The following is an 18,691-nucleotide window of genomic DNA, read 5'->3' as shown; positions in this document are numbered from 1 at the left end:
GGCCCGCTTGGGCGTGCGGCTTCGTTGACATAAGATATAAGTTTTTGAAGGTTTTAAGGGATGAAATTTAGAACCGGGGATGGATTGTTTGGGATCCATTCCCGGTTTTTGATTTGGAGAGCTATAGGTGGTATTGACGGGCATGTTCATCGCTCATTGGTAGTCTATAGCAGTGAGTTGTGATGGCTCGATATAATGCAAGCAAACCAGGCAGAGAAGTATAGTGCCGGGCTACAGCGATGTGTTATTGTGTCAGGCTAGAGGGTTAGTTTTTGGTAGGGGATTCCTTCTTTGTCTAGTATTTGCATTTCGCGTTTGTTGCAGGTGCTGATGATTACCTGGCGGTTTTGGGATTCTAGCCAGTGGAGGACGGAGGTTAGGCGGTCTTCGTCGTACATGCCGAAGATGTCGTCCAGGATTACAGGGAAAATGTTTTGTCCGCAGAGGAGGTCGCCGGAGGCCATTCGCAGGGCGAAGTAGACCTGTTCCATGGTTCCGCGGCTGAGACGTTCTGCGGGGATGCTCCGTTCAGGGGTATTGACGGTTAGATGAAGGTCTTTGTCCATGAAGACTTCCTGGTAGCGGCCTCCTGTGATTTCCTTCAGGATTCTGGAGGTGCGCTGGCGGAGACGGCGGCCCAACTGGCGGTGAATGTTTCCGGAAATCGCCTGGATGGTGTCCATTGCAAGGTCCAGCGCCTGGATTTCGGTGTCTTCCGGGGCGGGCAGGTAGGTTTCAGACTCATATTCTCTGTATTCGTTTTGAAGGTTTGTGAAGTCTGTGCGTTTTTCTTCATAGGCTTCCTGCAGGGTTTCTCTGTTCCATTTTAGTTTTTCCTGCTGTGAGAGCCAGCGGGCCTTCAGCTTTTTCTGGCGGGTCAGCTCGCGGACCAGTTTTCTCCGGGCACTGAAATAGTAGATGATCACTCCCACAGCCAGTATCATGCACAGATCCAGGCCAACTCTGGATAGCATATCGGTGGACCTGGTACGACCAAAGACCCCAACCAGCCCCACTGCAACAGCAATTAAAACTGCAATGGTCAGACCCAGCTTCTTATTCTGTACACTTTTCAGTTTTTCCTCGATCAACTCCAGAGCACTGTCATCTCCTGGTTTTATCTGAAGGTTTTCTTCTTTTTCTGCCACCTTGCTCTGGCGGGTTTTCAGCTCATTCAGCTCCTGGCTCAGATATTCCATTTTGGCAGAGAGCTTTTCCTGTTCCTTCTGCACTTCTCTGCGCCGTTTTTCCTGCTGCACAGAAAAGCCCTTGCGGGACATTTTCAGCATCTGCATGGCACGTCCAAGGTCCACAGAGCTGTCTCCGGTTCCCTGATAGCTTGCCATATAATTTTCCAGTTCTTTTGCCAGGTCTGCACCTGTTACGCTTTTTAACTGTGCCACGGAAACGGTGTTGTCATAGACAGCCTCGCTCACATTTCCCAGTATTTTGTCAAGGTCACCGTTTTCTACGGACATTAGCTCTCCATCGTCCTCACAGAGCAGTTCAGCGGTCTGGTTTTCTTTGTAAAAGTTTCTGGTAAGACGGTAGTTTTTTCCCTGGCTTTCAAACCAGATCGTTCCGCCGTAATTTGCCGGGTTCTCCCATGGCTCGTATCGGGCATAGATATCGTTTTTCGCTGCTCTGCCCCGCTGCCTGGTAATACCATACAGCATACTGCGCACAAAGGTATGTGTCGTTGTTTTACCGCTCTCGTTTTCTCCATAGAGTACATTAATTCCAGGAGAAAGCTCCAGCGTCTTTTCATGGATTTTGCCGAAATTCTTTATTGTCAAACGTTTTAAGATCATATACTTGTCTCCAACAATGCCTGAAGGCCGTAATACAGCGCCTTCTCCTCCACAATATTTCTGTCCTTTTCCAGGAACCAGGTGATATAGTCCCCGATGATCGTACCGCTGTACTGCTTGCGCAAAGCCTCCAGATCATAGGCTGGTCTGGATTCATCCTGTACCTCTGTCACATTCCCAAAGGATTTCACTCTTTCCGGTATGAGTAAAAGCTCCGGTGCGCGGAATCCCTGAAGAATGACCCGGTAAATATTCAGTCCGCCTTGTTTGTAAATCTTTTCTTTTAGCGCCTCCTCCATGGAAAGCTGAGTTGTATTCTCGTCCACTTCCAGAAGGATCTGCTCATAAGACCTGGATGCAAACGGCACAAAGGCTGTCCGAAGCCGCCCTCCCTCCAGCCGTCCCTCAATGTATCCGTGAGGCCCCAGGTCGTTCCGGTCAATAGGCTCCAGAGCCCCGGAATATGCCGCCATGTCCCGCAGCAGCACCTGCGGCTTATGGATATGCCCCATCGCAATATAATCAAAACCAGCGGCACTCAGAGCGCTCACATTCATGGGAATATGCTTTTCATCCCCTCCATGCGCCATCAAAATGTGAATACCCTCTCCTTCCACCGGGCGGGCGCTGTCGTATAGCGGCGCCGTAATTTCCTGATGCTCATAGCTCAGGCCATATACATATACATCCAGCTTTTCATCCTTCACACAGGTCAGCTTTTCGCTTTGGAAAAATACTACATTCTCTGCCCAGGCAAAATCCCGGTAAAAAGATTCTTTCTTCATATAATCATGGTTTCCCGCCATGAGATACACTCTCGTCCCGGGGATGGTGGAAAACAGGTAATTCACTTCTTTTAATTCCCTCAAAAGAGGCTGGCGGTGGAATAAATCTCCGGCTAAAAATAACAAATCCACCGGATTCTCACGGATGCCCGCAATAACCCGGCGGAATGTTTCCCAGATCTCTCCCTCCCGCTTTTCGCTCCACGGGCAGCCCCTGTCAGGAACTGCCCCCAGATGTACATCTGCAAGATGAATAAATCTCATGAAAATTCTCCTTATTATAAATCACAGTTATTCACTGTTCTCGGGAACGGAACCACGTCACGGATGTTACCCATACCTGTGAGATACATTACGCAGCGCTCAAAGCCCAGACCATAACCGGAATGACGGGTTGATCCATATTTACGCAGATCCAGGTAGAAGCCATAGTCCTCTTCCTTCAGGCCCAGCTCGTCCATGCGCGCTTTCAGCTTGTCAAAATCATCCTCTCTCTGGCTTCCTCCGATGATCTCTCCGATTCCCGGAACAAGACAATCCATAGCTGCTACTGTCTTTCCGTCCTCGTTCTGCTTCATATAGAACGCCTTGATCTCCTTCGGATAATTGGTAACAAAGATTGGTTTTTTGAAAATCTGCTCTGTCAGGTAACGCTCATGCTCTGTCTGCAGATCGCAGCCCCAGGAAACCTTATAATCAAATTTATCGTTATTCTTTTCCAGGATCTCAATAGCTTCCGTATAGGTTACACGTCCGAACTCGGAGTTCATTACATGGTTCAGACGGTCCAAAAGTCCTTTATCAACAAAGGAATTGAAGAAATTCATCTCCTCCGGTGCATTTTCCAGCACATAGCGGATCACATATTTCAGCATTGCCTCTGCAAGATCCATATTGTCATCCAGATCTGCAAACGCACACTCCGGCTCGATCATCCAGAACTCTGCCGCATGGCGGGTAGTATTTGAGTTTTCTGCACGGAAGGTAGGTCCGAAGGTATAAACATTGCGGAATGCCTGGGCAAAGGTTTCACAGTTTAACTGTCCGCTGACAGTCAGATTTGTCTCTTTTCCAAAGAAATCCTGGCTGTAGTCCACAGCGCCCTTGTCATCTACAGGCGGATTCTGCATATCCAGAGTAGTTACACGGAACATTTCTCCTGCTCCCTCGCAGTCGCTTCCTGTGATCAGCGGTGTGTGCACATACACAAATCCTCTCTCCTGGAAAAATTTGTGAATCGCATAAGCACAGAGAGAACGTACGCGGAAAACTGCCTGGAAGGTATTGGTACGGGAACGCAGATGGGTAATAGTTCTCAGGTATTCCAGGCTATGACGTTTTTTCTGCAGCGGATAGTCCGGCGCGGAAGCTCCCTCTACGCAAACCTCATCTGCCTGGATCTCAAAAGGCTGCTTTGCCTGAGGAGTAGCCACCAGTGTTCCTTTTACAATAATGGCAGCACCCACGTTCAATTTGGAAATTTCGGCAAAATTCTCCATCGTATCATGGTAAACAATCTGCAATGTTTCAAAAAATGTTCCGTCGTGAAGCACGATGAAGCCAAAGGTCTTAGAGTCACGGACACTGCGTACCCAGCCGCCTACGGTCACTTCTTTGTCCAGGTATTTCTCCCGTTCCTTATAAATCTCTTTTACTGTTGTTAAATTCATAATCTATTCCTCTTCTCCTCGTTTTTCCCAAAATTCGTTTCTATATAGTATAGACTATTCCTGTGCTTCGTGCAAGGAGTATTCTTACAAAAATACGCTGAGTATCAACATGCCCCTGCACCGTTCCCGGCACAGGGGCATTGCAATCTTTTAATTAAAAGCTCTGAAGGAAGTCCAGGCAATAGTGATAAATTCTCTTATACGTTCTGGTTCCGTAATGCAGTCCGTCGTCCACACCTGTGTCAACACCGTAGGCATTCGCATCTGTGCTGTAGCCGGTCTGCATCAGCCAGGAATAGGTATCGATAAAGGTATAATCCTGTCGCAGATTGCTCTTAATATAGCTGTTAAACTGCCGTACATCTGCTTCTTGTCTCACAGTGTGATTGGTTTTTTCATTCATCTTACTGTTTACCGGGTTCACAGACATATAGAACAGTTTACAGTTCTTTGCCTTAAGAGTTCCTGCCAGTTCTTTCATATAGGACAGATACTCAGGAAGGCTCGCCAGGTCATTGATGCCAAGATTGAAAATAACTGCTGTAGGCTTCTGAAGGCTGCTATTCTGATTTACAATTTCCATCAACGCATTGTAGCCATCACTCTTCAGCCAGTTTAATCCCATTCCTGTTTTCGCAACATACTGCACATTTCTCGTTACTGTACTTCCCGCCGCAAACTGCTTATTCAGCGTTTCCTTCATTCGTTCTGTTCTGGAGTCCCCAACAAAGATCACCTGCTTATATTTCAGGCTCCAACTGTTGGCTTCCAGCATATCTGTTTCTGTCAGGTTCGTTTCTGTGGAACGGTTAAATACAACAGCATAAAGCTTCGTATCTCCGTTTATCAGGATCTTCTCCCCTGCCTCGTAATAGCCTGAACCCGTTTTCATCACAGACTGCCCCGGCTGTGTTGACCAGCCCATAAAGGTATAGCCTGATGCGCTTTCCACAGACGGAAGGCTAAGATAATTTCCTTTTCCTACATTCAGGGTTTTATACACCGTACCATCATTCTTGCACAGAGTTACCGCTGCTGAAGTCTCGCGGACTGCATAGAACTTCATATTCTTTTTAACCCTGTATTTTGTCCCTGCCTTATATATTCTGGATGAGCTGTTTTTCACAGTGGACCAGCCCAGCCCCACATAACCGCTCGCTTCGGGTACAGATGGAAGTATCACCAGGGACCGCTTCGTCACCTTCATGGCAAGCTTCTTATATGCTGAGTTGCTTTTGCCATTGGACAAATAAAAATTCACCGTGCAAACCCCAACCTTTTTATAGACTGCATAAAACTTCGTGTTTTTGGTAATTTTTATCTTTTTTCCAGCCTTATAGACCGGAGTCGATGCGCCCTTCTTTGTGGTCCATCCCACGCACTCATAGCCTGTTACTTCCGGAACCGCCGGAAGCTTAATGTAGGAGCCTTTTGTGGTCTTTACAGCCAGCTTCTTAAAGGCTGTGTTCGATTTTCCCTTGTTATTATAAAAGGACGCGGTACAGGATGACGCCTTCCGGCGTACTGCATACAGGCTCAGATTCTTATTTGCCGTGATCTCCTCTCCCGCCTTATACGAAACTGTAGAGGAGCCTTTTTTTACAGCCCAGCCCAGGCTGGTATAGCCGGACACTGCCGGAACCGCCGGGAGCTCCACTTCCTCTCCCGCCTTCGCCCTCATACGCAGGGTTCCATAACTGGTAGCTCCATCGTTATCCCAGAACCGGATCAATACATACCTTGTGGCAGCCTCCACGTCTTCTACTCCGCCAACTACACCCGCAACTGACGGCGGGAATGGAATGCCTGTCACCAACAACAGCGCTGCCAGAAGCACACACCAGATCCGTCCTCTTTTCGTTTTTTTCACATTTTTCATAGACACTCCTCTGATTCAAATATTCTCCATTTTCACATTCCCGCTGCTGCCTATATCCTATATATACAGGCAGCAACACGGTTCATCTTTAGTATAACGAAAACATTTTTATCTTTCAACCATAAGTAAAGAATTTCTTATAATTTTTTTACAATTTCTTTACTTATATGTTTTATGAGGATGCCATTTTTGTCATATTTTTACAATTATAATGTCTCAATAAAGCGCATAAATGCAGTTCTGCCTTCCGGTGTACATTTATACACACCAGCATCCTCCAGAACGTGGATAAACACCTCGCCTACTTCTCTGTGCAGAACCTCCTGAATGTTATCTTTGTCAAGATGGTCATATTTAGGCAGGAATTCCTTTACCCAGTCTGCATGTTTCTCGATTTTTTCATTGGAAGAGATATCTTTTCCTTCCAGAATATACTCTTCCAGAAGCTCCAGCTCCTCCTTCAGTCTGGCGGGAAGAACGGCAAGTCCCATAACCTCGATCAGACCGATGTTTTCTTTTTTAATATGATGATACTTTGCATGAGGATGGTAAACACCCAGCGGATTCTCCTCTGTGGTAATATTGTTGCGCAGAGTCAGATCCAGTTCAAACAGATCCCCTCTCTTGCGTGCGATCGGAGTAATGGTATTATGCGGCTCACCGTCTGTCTCAGCAAAAATAAATGCTTCCTCATCTGTGTAACCTCTCCATGCCTCCAATACATGCGTTGCCAGATCAATCAGCCTCTTCTCATCCTTATGACGGATACGGAGTACGGAAAGAGGCCATTTTACAATACCTGCCTCCACATCTTCGTAGCCCGGGATCGTTACAGGCTTCTCGATCTCCGCTTTTGCCATAGCAAACGTATAATGTCCGCCCTGGAAATGATCATGGCTTAAAATCGAGCCGCCGACGATAGGCAGATCCGCATTGGAACCCAGGAAATAATGCGGGAACATTTTTACAAAGTCAAACAGCTTCACAAATGCGTTCCGCTCGATTTTCATCGGGGTATGCTGACCATTAAACACGATGCAGTGCTCATTGTAATATACATACGGAGAATACTGGAATCCCCACGGACTGTCATTGACCGTGATTGGAATGATCCTGTGGTTTTCCCTTGCAGGATGATTGGTCCGTCCCGCATATCCTTCATTTTCCATACAGAGAAGACATTTGGGATAGCTGCTGGCCTTCGCAAGCTTAGCAGCTGCAATTGCTTTCGGGTCCTTCTCCGGCTTTGAAAGATTGATGGTGATATCAATGGTGCCGTATTCACTTTCAACGGTCCATTTCTGGTCCTTTATTACGCGGTAGCGGCGGATGTAATCGCTGTCCTGACTTAATTTGTAGAAATAGTCGGTAGCCTCAACCGGGTCTTTCTCGTATTTTTCCCAGAAGGTTTTCTGCACCTGCGCCGGGCGGGGCATCAGGCAGTTCATCAGTCTGGTGTCAAATAAATCACGGTAGACCACGCTGTCTTCAATTAAACCGCGGCTCACAGCTTCATCCAGAAGCTCCTTTAAGACCTGTTCTAAATCAATATTAGCATACTCTTCCTCCGGTTCTGTATACTCGTCTTCTTTGAAAACGTCCAGAAGAAGGTTTGTGGTATAATTCTTTTCACAGACAGGAGTCAGTCCTGTCTCGATTCCATACTGCACCAGCTTTTTGATATTCTCATTAAACATAATTCATTCTCCCTCTGCGTATTTATGCCAATTTGCCAGCTCCATCTCCCATTTCTACCACATAGAATTCAGCCTCATGGCCTACTTTCTCCTTATATTTTGCGCCGAGCGTCTCAATAAAATTGTCTACCGCATCGTTTTTCACAATACTTACTGTACAGCCGCCGAAGCCGCCTCCTGTAATACGGGAACCGATCACTCCAGGGATCTGCCATGCCATATCAACCAGGATATCGATTTCCTCACAGGAAACCTCATAGTCATCACGGAGGGATACATGGGAAGCATTCATCAGTTTTCCAAATTCTTCCACATTATTTTCCTTTAACGCCTGAACAGCTTTAATGGTTCTCTGGTTCTCATAAACAGCATGTTTTGCACGCTTCCGGCAGATTGGGTCCTGGATAGCATCTTTATGGGCCTCAAATTCCTCCTCGCTTAAATCGCCAAGAGTTTTCACATCTATTACCTTCTGCAAATCCTTTAATGCCGTCTCGCTCTCATTTCTTCTGTCGTTATAGGCAGAACCCACGAGGCTGTGTTTTACCTTGCTGTTTGTAATTACGATTTTTGCATCCTCAAGCTGTACGGGAGCATACTCATAATGCAGAGTATTGGTATCCAGGAAAATCGCGCAGCCCTTTTTGCCCATTGCACTTGCGAACTGATCCATAATACCGCAGTTCATGCCATTAAAATTATTCTCGGAATACTGTCCGATCAGAGCCAGATCCTGCATTGTCAGCTCATCAATCTCAAAGATATCCTTCAGCATGGTTCCTGTAAGCACCTCCAGAGATGCAGAGGAAGAAAGGCCGGAACCATTTGGAATATTTCCATAGATCATGAAATCCACGCCGCTTGTCAGCTTATATCCCCGTTTCTCGAACGCCCACATAACTCCCTTCGGATAGTTCGTCCATCCGGCTTTTTCTGAAGGAACCAGATCCTCCAAAGAGGACTCGATAACACCCAGCTTTGAGAAATTCATGGAGTAAAAACGAAGCTTATTGTCATCTCTTTTTCTTGCCAGGCCATATGTGCCAATTGTAAGTGCACACGGGAAAACATGGCCTCCGTTATAATCCGTGTGTTCCCCGATCAGGTTTACACGTCCCGGTGCAAAGTAGGCTCTGATATCACCCTCACCACCGTAAACTTCCTGGAATTTTTTCATCAATTCTTTCTGCATAGTTTCTCATCCTCCTTAAATAAAACTCTTAATATTTTTAATAATTAAAGCTTTCAATATAACTGATAAAAATATTGCCTGCTGCCTCAAATAATGCGGTACTGTCGTTCATTCCATAAGGATATGTCTCTCCGGTCGCCGGATCGTAAAGCCATGTGTTGTATTCATCATAGCCAATAATGACCACGCTGGAGTTCGCCCCGGTCTTGGCAATCACCGGACGCTGGGCGCTGATTTCATACAGCACACCATCCAACGTACAGCCGGACAGGTCTATGATCGTTCCCGCATCTCCCAGTCCATCCTGCAGAGTCTGCTTGTCCAATGAACCTGTGCGCATAATTTCCGGCACATCCTCCAGATTCAGGGTCAGCTTTGTCTTTTTATTTCCCCGCTCCCATATATACTGCTGCGCTCCGTTCAGTACCACACCGGTCTGCTCGTCAGCCCGCATGACAGCCTGCGCCGGGTCATAATAAGTACTGTCAAGTCCCCCTTTTGCATAGACATAATAAATTTCATCCTGAGATACCTGTTTATCCAGAACCACCTGACGGTCTTCCATACTTCTCATTTTTGCATAAACCACCAGTGGTTCGTCCGTTTCCGGCTCATCTTCAAAGGCAAGCCGTACCTGAGTTCCGGTTCTTGAATTGCTGACAAGCTCTACCGATACCTGTTTTGTCGCTGCCTTTTTATTATTCATGATCGTATCCTTTTTCTGAGGAACAAATGTATTGCCTGATTTTGCGGAAAGTTCAAATTCCACCAGCGTACTTCCCACCGTCACATTGGTGATGTACAGTCCATCCTGATGATATTCTTTTTTTGCCGTTCCGTCAAAGCCCTCAATACGCAGAGTGTGGATTCCCCGTGTCTCATGACCGTTATCGTCTGTTACCACATCACCGTTTACAATGATTCCGTAAATCAGATCCTCATTCATAAATCCCAGCGGACAGATCTGCTGCCCTTCAGCGGCAGCCAGTTGTCTGGTTTGCAGCGTCTCAAATTCAATCTCCCGAATTTGTCCCGCACCTTCACCTTCCTGAAGCTGCCATGCTGCATAAGCATTTGTCTCAGATACCACGAAATCTTCTCTGTTAATCCCTTCCTCAAGGATCTGACAGGTTCCCTCGCTGATATTGATCTGATACAGTTTCTGCGCAAACAGCAGGAATAGCTGGTTGTCCGTACTTACGTAGGAAAGGGTTCCCAAATCTTCCTTCAGGAATTCATAGGACTCTGTAGATGGAATGAAAATCTTTTCCTCCACCACATTCTGGTCATTGCTGTAATGATACACGCATACACCGCTGTATCCTTCCCTGATTCCTCTGTTCATGTATCCATAAAGAACAAAGTCCACATCTCCGTTGTCATCCACACGGATGATCTTAATGTCATGCTGTGTTCTGGAATCCCGGAAATCACCGTCCTGCTGCTTTCTGAAGCTGAAAATCTGGGCAAGCTTTCCGTCATCAGGCGAGTATGACCACAAATCTCCCTGCTGGACAAAAACCAAAACTCCAGCCGTATCGTTCATAACATACGAAACATTTTTGTCTCTTACTCCCAGAAGAAGACCGTCGTCTGATATATGTATGGAGGATTCCTCAAAAACCTGCTGGGCACTTCTCTCAAAATCCAGCAGCATGATTCTTGTCTCCGTATAACGCATGCGGTAAAACTCTGTCACATCGTAAATCTCTGTATTTCCATCCGCATCCTTTGCAGACATCTGATATTCCAGAGAAAGGCTCGCCGTAGTTTCATTAATGTCCTTTATCACAGGGATTCCGCTCTTATAAATCTGCGGTTTCAGGTTGCCCCAGCTAATCTCCGAAAAAGTGGATTTAATATTAATATCCGTAAAATTCGTGGCTGCGCCCGTGGTTTCCGGCTCCAGATAGCTCGCCAGATCCTCAGCGGCAGTCTTGTCCATACACTTCTCATAAAAGCTTTTAACGAATTTTACATACTTATCTGCGTTGAGATTCGATCTGGAAATAATCCTGGTATAATAATAGCCTGTTCCCTTATTGGTATCCAGGGAAATCTGCAGGGAATACTCCTGATTCATGCGCAGGTCACTGCCTATTTCCACGGAAGCCTTCAGGTAACTGTTTTCTTTATCTAAACTTTTAATTTTTCTGTTTTCGATCACCTTACTGCCATCGGAGGTACGTATTTCATAAGAAAGACTGTTTACCTTCGTATCGTAAGGATTAATGACAAATGTAAGCTTTTTCGTGGCATCCAGCGGTGTCAGGCTGTCCCTGATAAAATCCGCCTGCATAGGCTGTGCGTATCCATACATCCGGTTGGCATAATTGCCTCCCAGGTCCACCATAATTTCAGGAAGCACCGGATCATTCATATCGGAACGGTCGTCCGTGGTTTCGCTGTTCAGCAAAAAGGCGCTTCCCGTCACGCCCAGCACAAAGATGACCATTAAGATAATGGCTCTGCGCAAAAATTTTTTCATTCTGTTCTCCCCTTAAACTTCTTCCCCCATCTCCCCTGACTGGTACAGAAGTCTTTCTAATGTCGGCCTCACATTGAGAGCCTCCATAGTATCTGCAATCACCTTCGTATCTCTGTTTTTTCCCGTCTTTACCGCCCGAATCAACAGATTCTTCGGCGTATGCTCCATATCGATAAATTCCAGAAGCTGTACATCGTAGCCTTTGCTCTCCAAAAGATTGGCACGGATCCCGTCTGTGATCAGAGCCGCCATACGTTCCTTTAAAATCCCGTATTTCAAAATAGGTGCCAGAGTATCATTTTTTATCTGCCTGTTCAGCTCATGCTGACAGCAGGGCACAGACAAGATCACCTTCGCACCCCACTCCACAGCTTTTGCCAGCGCATGATCCGTGGCAGTATCACAGGCGTGCAGCGTCACCACCATATCCACAGAGGAAACGCCTTCGTAATCTGCAATATCTCCCTGGAAAAAATGTAGCTTCTCGTAGCCGTAGCCTGCTGCCAGACGGTTACAGTTCTCAATTACATCTGTTTTCAGATCCAGCCCGATGATATTGACATCATACCCTTTCAATTCTTTCAGATAATAATACATAGCAAAGGTAAGGTAAGATTTTCCGCATCCAAAATCAAGGATCGTAACCTCCCGCTCCTTTGGCAGTTTTGGCAGAATATCCTCAATAAATTCCAGGAAACGGTTAATCTGACGGAATTTATCGTATTTCTGTGAAATGACTTTCCCTTTTGTATTCATGACACCCAAATCCACCAGAAACGGAACGGGCGTATCTTCTTTTAAAATATATTGTTTTACCCGGTTATGAGCCATCATCTGTACCGGCTTTGCGGCAGGGTGGGATTTTGTTTTTATTGTCATCTTACCCTTTTTGCTCACCAGAACTGTCCCGTCCAGCGTCTGCCCTGTGGCCTGCATCTGCGAAAAATCATGACCCAGAGCTTCTGTAACATAGGTGATCAGTTCATCTTTTGTATAATTTTTATGAAAGATCTTAGTGCCCTCGGCAGCGGATGCCTGATAATACACCCGCCCCTTTAGCTCCACCGGACGTATCTTTACTTTAGAAGGGCCGCCGCCTCTGCTTCCGCTTAAAACGATCTGCTGCAGCCTTTCATTAACCTGTTCTTCCAAATATTCTTGTAATGTCTTCATATTTTTTATTTCGCTTGTTCCTTGCTTTGCTCTTCGTCGCCCGCACCATAGAACTACGGTCCAGCTTTTTTCATTATATCTTTTTTCTTCCTTCTTGTATATATACTATTCTTTCATTCACCTACAAAAATATCCGATTTGGTTACTGTTTACTCCGTTCGCAGTTGCTCCATTCACCCTATCAAAGTCTACCACCCTCTGCATCGACGCCTGCGGCATCTTCTTCTGGATATCTCCTGAAAAAGAAGCACCTGGACCAAATCATCCAAAAGACCGTCTGACATGGCTTCCATTTCAGCCTGCGGTTCCACAGCATGTTTAATACACTGCCCCATGTGATACAGCATGTATTTATCAGGGTACTCATCGTAAAGGCGGCTTCCTTCATAATCCATCAGCCCGCATTCCTCTTCTACCTTTTCCTGAATCCTTCTGGCCGTATCGGGATAGTAAGATTTCATCAGAGCAAACTCTTCCTCCTGTACCCTTTCTCCATCCAAAAGAACAGGGGAGCCAAACGCTGTATAAAACGGATAAAAATCTTTATAATACATTCGAAAAGACCTGTTTCCCTTCACTGTCATCTATTCCAGTATATGCAGGAAACCGGCTGCCGTTCCCCGGCAAAGGCACTGCTTTCTTACAGATTCTCAATCATCCGTGCAGTCAGCTTTACGCTGTGCTCAATTGCTGCCGCTTCAAAAGCCGAGTAATCCATATGAGCGCTTCCATCCGCCTTATCCGAAATGGCACGGATAATAAGAAACGGCACGTGATTCAGCCATGCAGCCTGTCCGATAGCGGCGCCTTCCATCTCCACGGCAAAAGCGCCAAATTCATTTGTAATCTCATCCTTTACCTTCTGCTCACAGATAAACTGATCACCGGAAGCAATCCTGCCTTCAAACACCTGGATCTCCGGATTCACCTCCTGACACGCTTTTGCCGCCGCATCTCTCAGCGCAGCATCTGCCTGGAAAGAAAATACATCCATCTGCGGAATCTGTCCCTTTGGATATCCGAACCCAACTGCATTCATGTCATGGTGAAGCACATCCGTGGAAAGCACAATATCTCCAATGTTGATATCATTGTTCAGGCCTCCCGCGATACCCGTATTGATAATAGCTTCCACCTGAAAAACATCCGCCAGGATCTGCGCACACATACCTGCGTTCACCTTGCCGACCCCGGAGCGCACCACTACTACCTTTTTTCCCTTTAAGATTCCCTCATAAAAATCCATGGACGCCCTGCTGGTGATCCTGACATCCTCCATCATTTCTTTTAATCTGGAAACCTCCTGCTCCATTGCTCCAATAATACCGATACAATTCATAATAATCACTCCTCCATATATTCAAATTTTTCTTATTCTCTTTTTCTCTCAAAAATAGTTACTTTACAATTATCTTTCATTATAACAAATCTTCGACTTTTATCAAAGTTTAATTTACTGCGGCAAGGTTATTTCTTTAAATCATATGGAAACTTGTTTTCAATTCTGCTATAATAGGGGCACTCATACATCGAATGATAAATAGTTTGATGTATTTCCGCTTATGGAAAATTAATTTTAAAATACTGGAGGAATAAAAAGATGGTATACAGAACAAAAGGTGTCTGTGCAATGGCAATCGAATTTGAAATTGATGATGAAAAGAAAGTACACAATGTAAAATTTGTGGGAGGATGTTCCGGAAATACTCAGGGAATTTCCCAGTTAGTAGAGGGTATGGATGCAGATGAAGTGATCAAGCGCCTGGAGGGAATCAAATGCGGTCACAAGCCTACTTCATGTCCGGACCAGCTTACCCTGGCACTGAAAGGCGCTCTGTCATAAGACTTATCCCGTCGTCCGTGCTATAGCCCGATGGATAATTTAAGAATTCTAAAGCGAATCTCCGGGTCTGGCATCCCGGAGATTCGTTTTTTACATATTTTTTAAAGGTCCGTCCTATCCCATTTATCACAGAGGGATTGTATCTCTCTGGAAAAACGTTCTAAATCCTTGTTTGGGCATCCCTGGTTCTTTTTGATCACAGACATCAGACGATGTCCCATAGAAACAAGTTTCTCGTATGCACGAGCTGCTTTTGATGCCTTATGGGAAAGGGAAATTTTCTCTATTTTTATCCCTTTCGCCTCGTACAGACATTGGTTCGCTGCCAGGTCATAGATCGTTCCGCTAAAGGGTGCTGTTGCATCATAGCCCAATTCTTCCCTAAGCCGCTTGGAAAAAATTTCCGTCACGCTGTCTTCCCCGTGGGTAACAAATACTTTTTTCGGTTTCCGGTCAAATGCTCTCGCCCAGTCCAAAAGGCCATTCACATCAGCATGACCACTGATACCAGGCATCTGGCGTATCTCAGCCGCCACATATACCGTTTCTCCAAAAAGCTTGATCTCCGATGCGCCCTCAAGCAGCGCACGTCCCACAGTTCCGATCGCCTGATAGCCAACGAAAAGAATCGTACTCTCCTCTCTCCAAAGGTTGTGCTTCAGATGATGCTTTATCCGTCCCGCATCACACATACCGCTGGCAGAGATAATAACCTTGCAGTCGTCGTCAAAGTTAATGGCCTTGGAATCATCACTGGTCACAGACACTCTCAGTCCCGGGAAGCTCAAAGGGTTGATTCCCTGCTGAATCAGCTCCAATGCCTCCTCATCGTAGCAGTCATAACGGTGCTCACCAAAAATATTGGTAGCTTCAATTGCCAACGGGCTGTCAACGTAGACCTTAAAGCCTTCGTGCCCATGCACAAGTCCTTCCGCTTTGATCTGTCTCATAAAGTACAGCATTTCCTGCGTTCTGCCAACGGCAAACGAAGGAATCACCACATTTCCGCCCCTGTCAAAGGTCTGCTGGATAATTTCAGCTAACAGCCTCACATAATCCGGACGTTCCCCATGGCTTCTGTCACCGTAGGTAGATTCCATTACCACATAATCCGCCTCATGAAGATACTGAGGATCTTTGATCAATGGCTGATCCGTATTTCCAATATCCCCGGAAAAAACAATTTTTTCCTCCTGACCCGTCTCCTGAATCCACAGCTCAATGCTTGAGGATCCCAGAAGATGTCCTGCGTCCACGAACCGGACACGCAGACCGTCTGCCAGAGGGATTTCCTGATTGTACGGACAGCCCACGAAATTGCGCAGAACGCCCATGGCATCTTCCATGGTATAAGCTGGCACAAATTCCGGCTTACCCTGCCGGCGTCCCTTACGGTTACGCCATTCTGCCTCGAACATCTGAATATGCGCACTGTCGCGCAGCATAATATCGCAAAGGTTACAGGTTGCCTCTGTAGCATACACCTGACCCCTGAAGCCCTTTTTATATATAGCGGGAAGATTTCCTGAATGATCCATGTGCGCATGTGTCAGCAGCACAAAATCCAATTCCCCGCAGGCTACAGGAATATCCTTATTTTCGTAGTAATTCGGACCTTGCTCCATCCCGCAGTCTACCAGGAATTTCTTTCCGGCAGCCTCCAGATAGTAGCAACTCCCTGTTACCTCATGTGTCGCCCCTAAAAAGGTAATCTTCATGTGCATTCCCCCTTTTGTCGAGAAAAATACAATAATTACTTTTGTTGTATTTATTATACACGACAAACGAGGAATTTAACAGCATTTTTCCCAACTATTACGCTGAGATGTCCATTGTCTGTCCAATAAGTAAAGTTCCAATCTCCTCGTTTCAAAAAACCATCGCCAGTCAGAAGTCTGGATACTCCTTTTTTTTTAAAGTGCCGTTCCAAAGCTTCTTTATTTTCTCCCATAGGAAAAATCAAAGTTTCAACCTCATGCCCTTCCAGAATTTTATCAACCAGTTTGATGCTGCTATCCTCTCCCGTTCCAATCGCAAGAATATCAATCATCGAACCGGTCTGGTCGTCTCTCCAAGCAGAAAGATCATTCCCATCAGAGATATACATAAAACTTAATGTTTCTAAGTAAGCTAACATTCGTTTTCGAGGTCTACAGTTTCATTTTATCGAAGAATAACTTGCAGTCATTTCGCGCCACAGAACGGTAATGCAGGTTTGCAAATTCGTATTTTCACTATTTTTCGAACTGTGATCCACAGCCATGTCTCGCTATTCAGTTGTAATAAGTCGTATAATGGTGAGCGTTAATAGTTACAATTGTTTGGACTATCAGCCTTTCCCCTGCTCACCGCAAAGTTACTTTCCCGGAATCACTGTGTGGACAGCGCTGATTTTAAGGAAATTCCCTCTTGGCTTCGCCCGGTATCTCCGGAAAGTGGTTAATTTTGCAAGCAGGCGTCCTGCAAAACCCAGACAGCATGTCTGCATAAAGGAATCTCACATGCTGTCAACTTTTGTAAAAGAAAAACTTGTGGATAGCGCCCTTTTATAAAAGCCTCTCGTCTGATACCGTGAATCTTCGCAGATTATGTAATACGTAATATGTATTTGTGAAATTTGCGAAAACGGGGTGGCTGGAAAGGGCGTTAAATGATTTTCACATAATCATTTAACCTTAATCCCCTTCGTCAACGTTGTGGTAGACTCCTTTGTGCCACCGTTTACTGCTGCATGGTAGCCACGCACACGGTAATAATAACCACTTGGCACAAGAACATCAATACTTTTGCTTAAGTGATTAACATTACTAGCCGTAAACTCCCAACTTTTATAGGTTGAGTAATAGCCATCTACCTTTCGTTCTAAGTCCATATCCAGATACACAGTCAGGCAATCCCTATGGCACTGTGTAAGACCGTAAAGATTAACCTTATTACTAGCAAGCCTCGTTATTTCACTTGTTCCAAAATTCAGATTATTGCCACGAAGCAAACTATAACTGGTATCTTCAGCATGATCTTCTGTAGTTTCCTCATCTGTTATTTTGCTATCATCTGATGCCAAAACCGGATATGAGCTAAGCATACAAGCCGCAATGGCAATTGCTAATATTCCTGACTTTTTTAATATTCTACACTTCACTCTTAATCACCTCCATTCATCTGCAAACGCCCATTACAAATACAATACGAAATTTTTTACCCTTAATCACTCTAAAACTGCATTTTTTCAATTAATTTAATAAATTCCGTCTCCTCCATCTTTCCACAAATCTGATAAAATGTATCATTTTCGTTCCACGTAGCTATATAACTAGGGGCCTCATCATTTTTATCCTGAATTTTCATTACTTTTACTTGGATATCTCCATTATCGCTATAAATTGTCCCTAACTCTTTTCCATCTAAACTTAAGTTGCTTTTTTTTCCATATTTATCTTTTTTGTCTACGAATAAAGTTAATATGATATCGTTATATTCATATTCGACCAAGGCCGTTTCACTGGTTTCTTCTATCTCGAACTCACAAAACGTAAACGAGTGGGGACGATATCTGAATATTGGCATTTTTACTCCAAGAACTTCCTCAATAGTAGCGATCGCATTTTGTTCCCCCTGTTCTTCGTTGACTGTCACATCAAAATCACTATCAATATGAATTTGTGTATCATTTCCCATAAAGTAATCGATTTTTTCTATGAAATACTGCCGATTCCCTTCAATACTCATACTGGCCCCCAATACGCTTAAGATGCAAACCAACCCTAAGCCCGCAACCTTACCAAGCCCGTATCTCCTCTTAAGGCCCTTGTCTTTGTCAGCATTCCGTTCAGGCATAGGGATAACCTTACCGCTATTTCCATTTTCTTCCATAGAAATAGCCGCTGCGGTGCACTCAGATGACTCTTCGCGAGGCTTCTCATCCTCACGGTAAACACCCTCCGCTTTCAGCTTTTCTACCAATTTATCAAAGGAAGCGTCAATTTCAGCCTTTGACATGTGCCTTTCCTCAATCTCACTATCTGAGAGAAGACCATGCTCTATCATTTCTGCTTCCCATATAAGTTCTTCATCAAGCAGCTTATCCAGCTCCTCATCCTCTGCTCGTCTGTTCATTTTTTTCTCCCAGAACCTCATCTTTTCTTGACAATTC

General features: G+C 45.2%; 15 protein-coding genes. 1 reads left to right on the top strand and 14 read right to left on the bottom strand.

Annotated features, from left to right (window positions below; all coding sequences use genetic code 11):
- Positions 1-257 precede the first annotated feature (257 nt).
- The 10 genes from ACESZH_RS04765 to ACESZH_RS04720 all read right to left on the bottom strand — a co-directional run bounded on the left by ACESZH_RS04765 (position 258) and on the right by ACESZH_RS04720 (position 14,034).
- Positions 258-1,811, bottom strand: coding sequence for an ATP-binding protein (locus ACESZH_RS04765; protein ID WP_373211898.1), 1,554 nt, complete (start codon positions 1,809-1,811; stop codon positions 258-260).
- Positions 1,808-2,860: an exonuclease SbcCD subunit D gene (locus ACESZH_RS04760; protein ID WP_373211899.1), complete on the bottom strand. Its 1,053-nt coding sequence runs from the start codon at positions 2,858-2,860 to the stop codon at positions 1,808-1,810. The genes ACESZH_RS04765 and ACESZH_RS04760 overlap by 4 nt, the downstream gene beginning before the upstream one ends.
- A gap of 14 nt (positions 2,861-2,874) precedes the next feature.
- A complete protein-coding gene (gene asnS / locus ACESZH_RS04755) occupies positions 2,875-4,266 on the bottom strand; it encodes an asparagine--tRNA ligase (RefSeq protein WP_373211901.1) in 1,392 nt (463 codons plus the stop codon).
- Positions 4,267-4,420: 154 nt separating this feature from the next.
- Entirely contained in the window at positions 4,421-6,145 is a 1,725-nt protein-coding gene (locus tag ACESZH_RS04750; protein ID WP_373211903.1) for an InlB B-repeat-containing protein, read from the bottom strand.
- Between the two features lie 206 nt (positions 6,146-6,351).
- Positions 6,352-7,842: a UDP-glucose--hexose-1-phosphate uridylyltransferase gene (galT, locus tag ACESZH_RS04745; RefSeq protein ID WP_373211904.1), complete on the bottom strand. Its 1,491-nt coding sequence runs from the start codon at positions 7,840-7,842 to the stop codon at positions 6,352-6,354.
- A 22-nt stretch (positions 7,843-7,864) separates the two neighbouring features.
- Entirely contained in the window at positions 7,865-9,034 is a 1,170-nt protein-coding gene (locus tag ACESZH_RS04740) for a galactokinase (protein WP_373211905.1), read from the bottom strand.
- 37 nt (positions 9,035-9,071) lie between these two features.
- A complete protein-coding gene (locus tag ACESZH_RS04735) occupies positions 9,072-11,522 on the bottom strand; it encodes a hypothetical protein (protein WP_373211906.1) in 2,451 nt (816 codons plus the stop codon).
- 12 nt (positions 11,523-11,534) lie between these two features.
- Positions 11,535-12,695: an SAM-dependent methyltransferase gene (locus ACESZH_RS04730; RefSeq protein ID WP_373211908.1), complete on the bottom strand. Its 1,161-nt coding sequence runs from the start codon at positions 12,693-12,695 to the stop codon at positions 11,535-11,537.
- Between the two features lie 188 nt (positions 12,696-12,883).
- The gene (locus ACESZH_RS04725; RefSeq protein WP_373211910.1) at positions 12,884-13,249 is read right to left on the bottom strand and encodes a hypothetical protein; all 366 of its coding nucleotides are present in this window, start codon (positions 13,247-13,249) and stop codon (positions 12,884-12,886) included.
- Between the two features lie 86 nt (positions 13,250-13,335).
- Positions 13,336-14,034 (bottom strand): 5'-methylthioadenosine/adenosylhomocysteine nucleosidase, encoded by a 699-nt coding sequence (locus ACESZH_RS04720; protein ID WP_373211911.1) that lies wholly within the window; start codon positions 14,032-14,034, stop codon positions 13,336-13,338.
- Between the two features lie 261 nt (positions 14,035-14,295).
- On the opposite strand from ACESZH_RS04720, the gene ACESZH_RS04715 reads away from it, so the two are divergent.
- Positions 14,296-14,538, top strand: coding sequence for a TIGR03905 family TSCPD domain-containing protein (locus tag ACESZH_RS04715; protein WP_373211913.1), 243 nt, complete (start codon positions 14,296-14,298; stop codon positions 14,536-14,538).
- A 101-nt stretch (positions 14,539-14,639) separates the two neighbouring features.
- On the opposite strand, the gene ACESZH_RS04710 is transcribed toward ACESZH_RS04715, so the two are convergent.
- The 4 genes from ACESZH_RS04710 to ACESZH_RS04695 all read right to left on the bottom strand — a co-directional run bounded on the left by ACESZH_RS04710 (position 14,640) and on the right by ACESZH_RS04695 (position 18,654).
- On the bottom strand, positions 14,640-16,256 hold the full coding sequence (locus ACESZH_RS04710; RefSeq protein ID WP_373211915.1) for an MBL fold metallo-hydrolase RNA specificity domain-containing protein: 1,617 nt from the start codon (positions 16,254-16,256) through the stop codon (positions 14,640-14,642).
- A 53-nt stretch (positions 16,257-16,309) separates the two neighbouring features.
- On the bottom strand, positions 16,310-16,675 hold the full coding sequence (locus ACESZH_RS04705) for a hypothetical protein (RefSeq protein WP_373211917.1): 366 nt from the start codon (positions 16,673-16,675) through the stop codon (positions 16,310-16,312).
- A 528-nt stretch (positions 16,676-17,203) separates the two neighbouring features.
- Positions 17,204-17,680, bottom strand: a complete 477-nt coding sequence (locus tag ACESZH_RS04700; protein WP_373211919.1) for a DUF6147 family protein — start codon at positions 17,678-17,680, stop codon at positions 17,204-17,206.
- A 71-nt stretch (positions 17,681-17,751) separates the two neighbouring features.
- Complete coding sequence (locus tag ACESZH_RS04695; protein ID WP_373211921.1) at positions 17,752-18,654, bottom strand: DUF4367 domain-containing protein; 903 nt, start codon at positions 18,652-18,654, stop codon at positions 17,752-17,754.
- Positions 18,655-18,691 lie beyond the last annotated feature (37 nt).

Origin of the sequence: Ruminococcus sp. 5_1_39BFAA, from assembly GCF_964240875.1 — a bacterium.
In the GTDB taxonomy this organism is placed as follows: Bacteria; Bacillota; Clostridia; order Lachnospirales; family Lachnospiraceae; genus Blautia_A.
Note: the sequence above shows the minus strand (reverse complement) of the source record. Positions and strands in the feature narration are given on the sequence as shown.

What these genes read in the sequence shown, in the direction of transcription:
- ACESZH_RS04765 (WP_373211898.1), bottom strand. Translation starts at nt 1,811, where the DNA reads ATGATCTTAAAACGTTTGACAATAAAGAATTTCGGCAAAATCCATGAA.
- ACESZH_RS04760 (WP_373211899.1), bottom strand. Translation starts at nt 2,860, where the DNA reads ATGAGATTTATTCATCTTGCAGATGTACATCTGGGGGCAGTTCCTGAC.
- asnS (WP_373211901.1), bottom strand. Translation starts at nt 4,266, where the DNA reads ATGAATTTAACAACAGTAAAAGAGATTTATAAGGAACGGGAGAAATAC.
- ACESZH_RS04750 (WP_373211903.1), bottom strand. Translation starts at nt 6,145, where the DNA reads ATGAAAAATGTGAAAAAAACGAAAAGAGGACGGATCTGGTGTGTGCTT.
- galT (WP_373211904.1), bottom strand. Translation starts at nt 7,842, where the DNA reads ATGTTTAATGAGAATATCAAAAAGCTGGTGCAGTATGGAATCGAGACA.
- ACESZH_RS04740 (WP_373211905.1), bottom strand. Translation starts at nt 9,034, where the DNA reads ATGCAGAAAGAATTGATGAAAAAATTCCAGGAAGTTTACGGTGGTGAG.
- ACESZH_RS04735 (WP_373211906.1), bottom strand. Translation starts at nt 11,522, where the DNA reads ATGAAAAAATTTTTGCGCAGAGCCATTATCTTAATGGTCATCTTTGTG.
- ACESZH_RS04730 (WP_373211908.1), bottom strand. Translation starts at nt 12,695, where the DNA reads ATGAAGACATTACAAGAATATTTGGAAGAACAGGTTAATGAAAGGCTG.
- ACESZH_RS04725 (WP_373211910.1), bottom strand. Translation starts at nt 13,249, where the DNA reads ATGTATTATAAAGATTTTTATCCGTTTTATACAGCGTTTGGCTCCCCT.
- ACESZH_RS04720 (WP_373211911.1), bottom strand. Translation starts at nt 14,034, where the DNA reads ATGAATTGTATCGGTATTATTGGAGCAATGGAGCAGGAGGTTTCCAGA.
- ACESZH_RS04715 (WP_373211913.1), top strand. Translation starts at nt 14,296, where the DNA reads ATGGTATACAGAACAAAAGGTGTCTGTGCAATGGCAATCGAATTTGAA.
- ACESZH_RS04710 (WP_373211915.1), bottom strand. Translation starts at nt 16,256, where the DNA reads ATGAAGATTACCTTTTTAGGGGCGACACATGAGGTAACAGGGAGTTGC.
- ACESZH_RS04705 (WP_373211917.1), bottom strand. Translation starts at nt 16,675, where the DNA reads ATGTTAGCTTACTTAGAAACATTAAGTTTTATGTATATCTCTGATGGG.
- ACESZH_RS04695 (WP_373211921.1), bottom strand. Translation starts at nt 18,654, where the DNA reads ATGAACAGACGAGCAGAGGATGAGGAGCTGGATAAGCTGCTTGATGAA.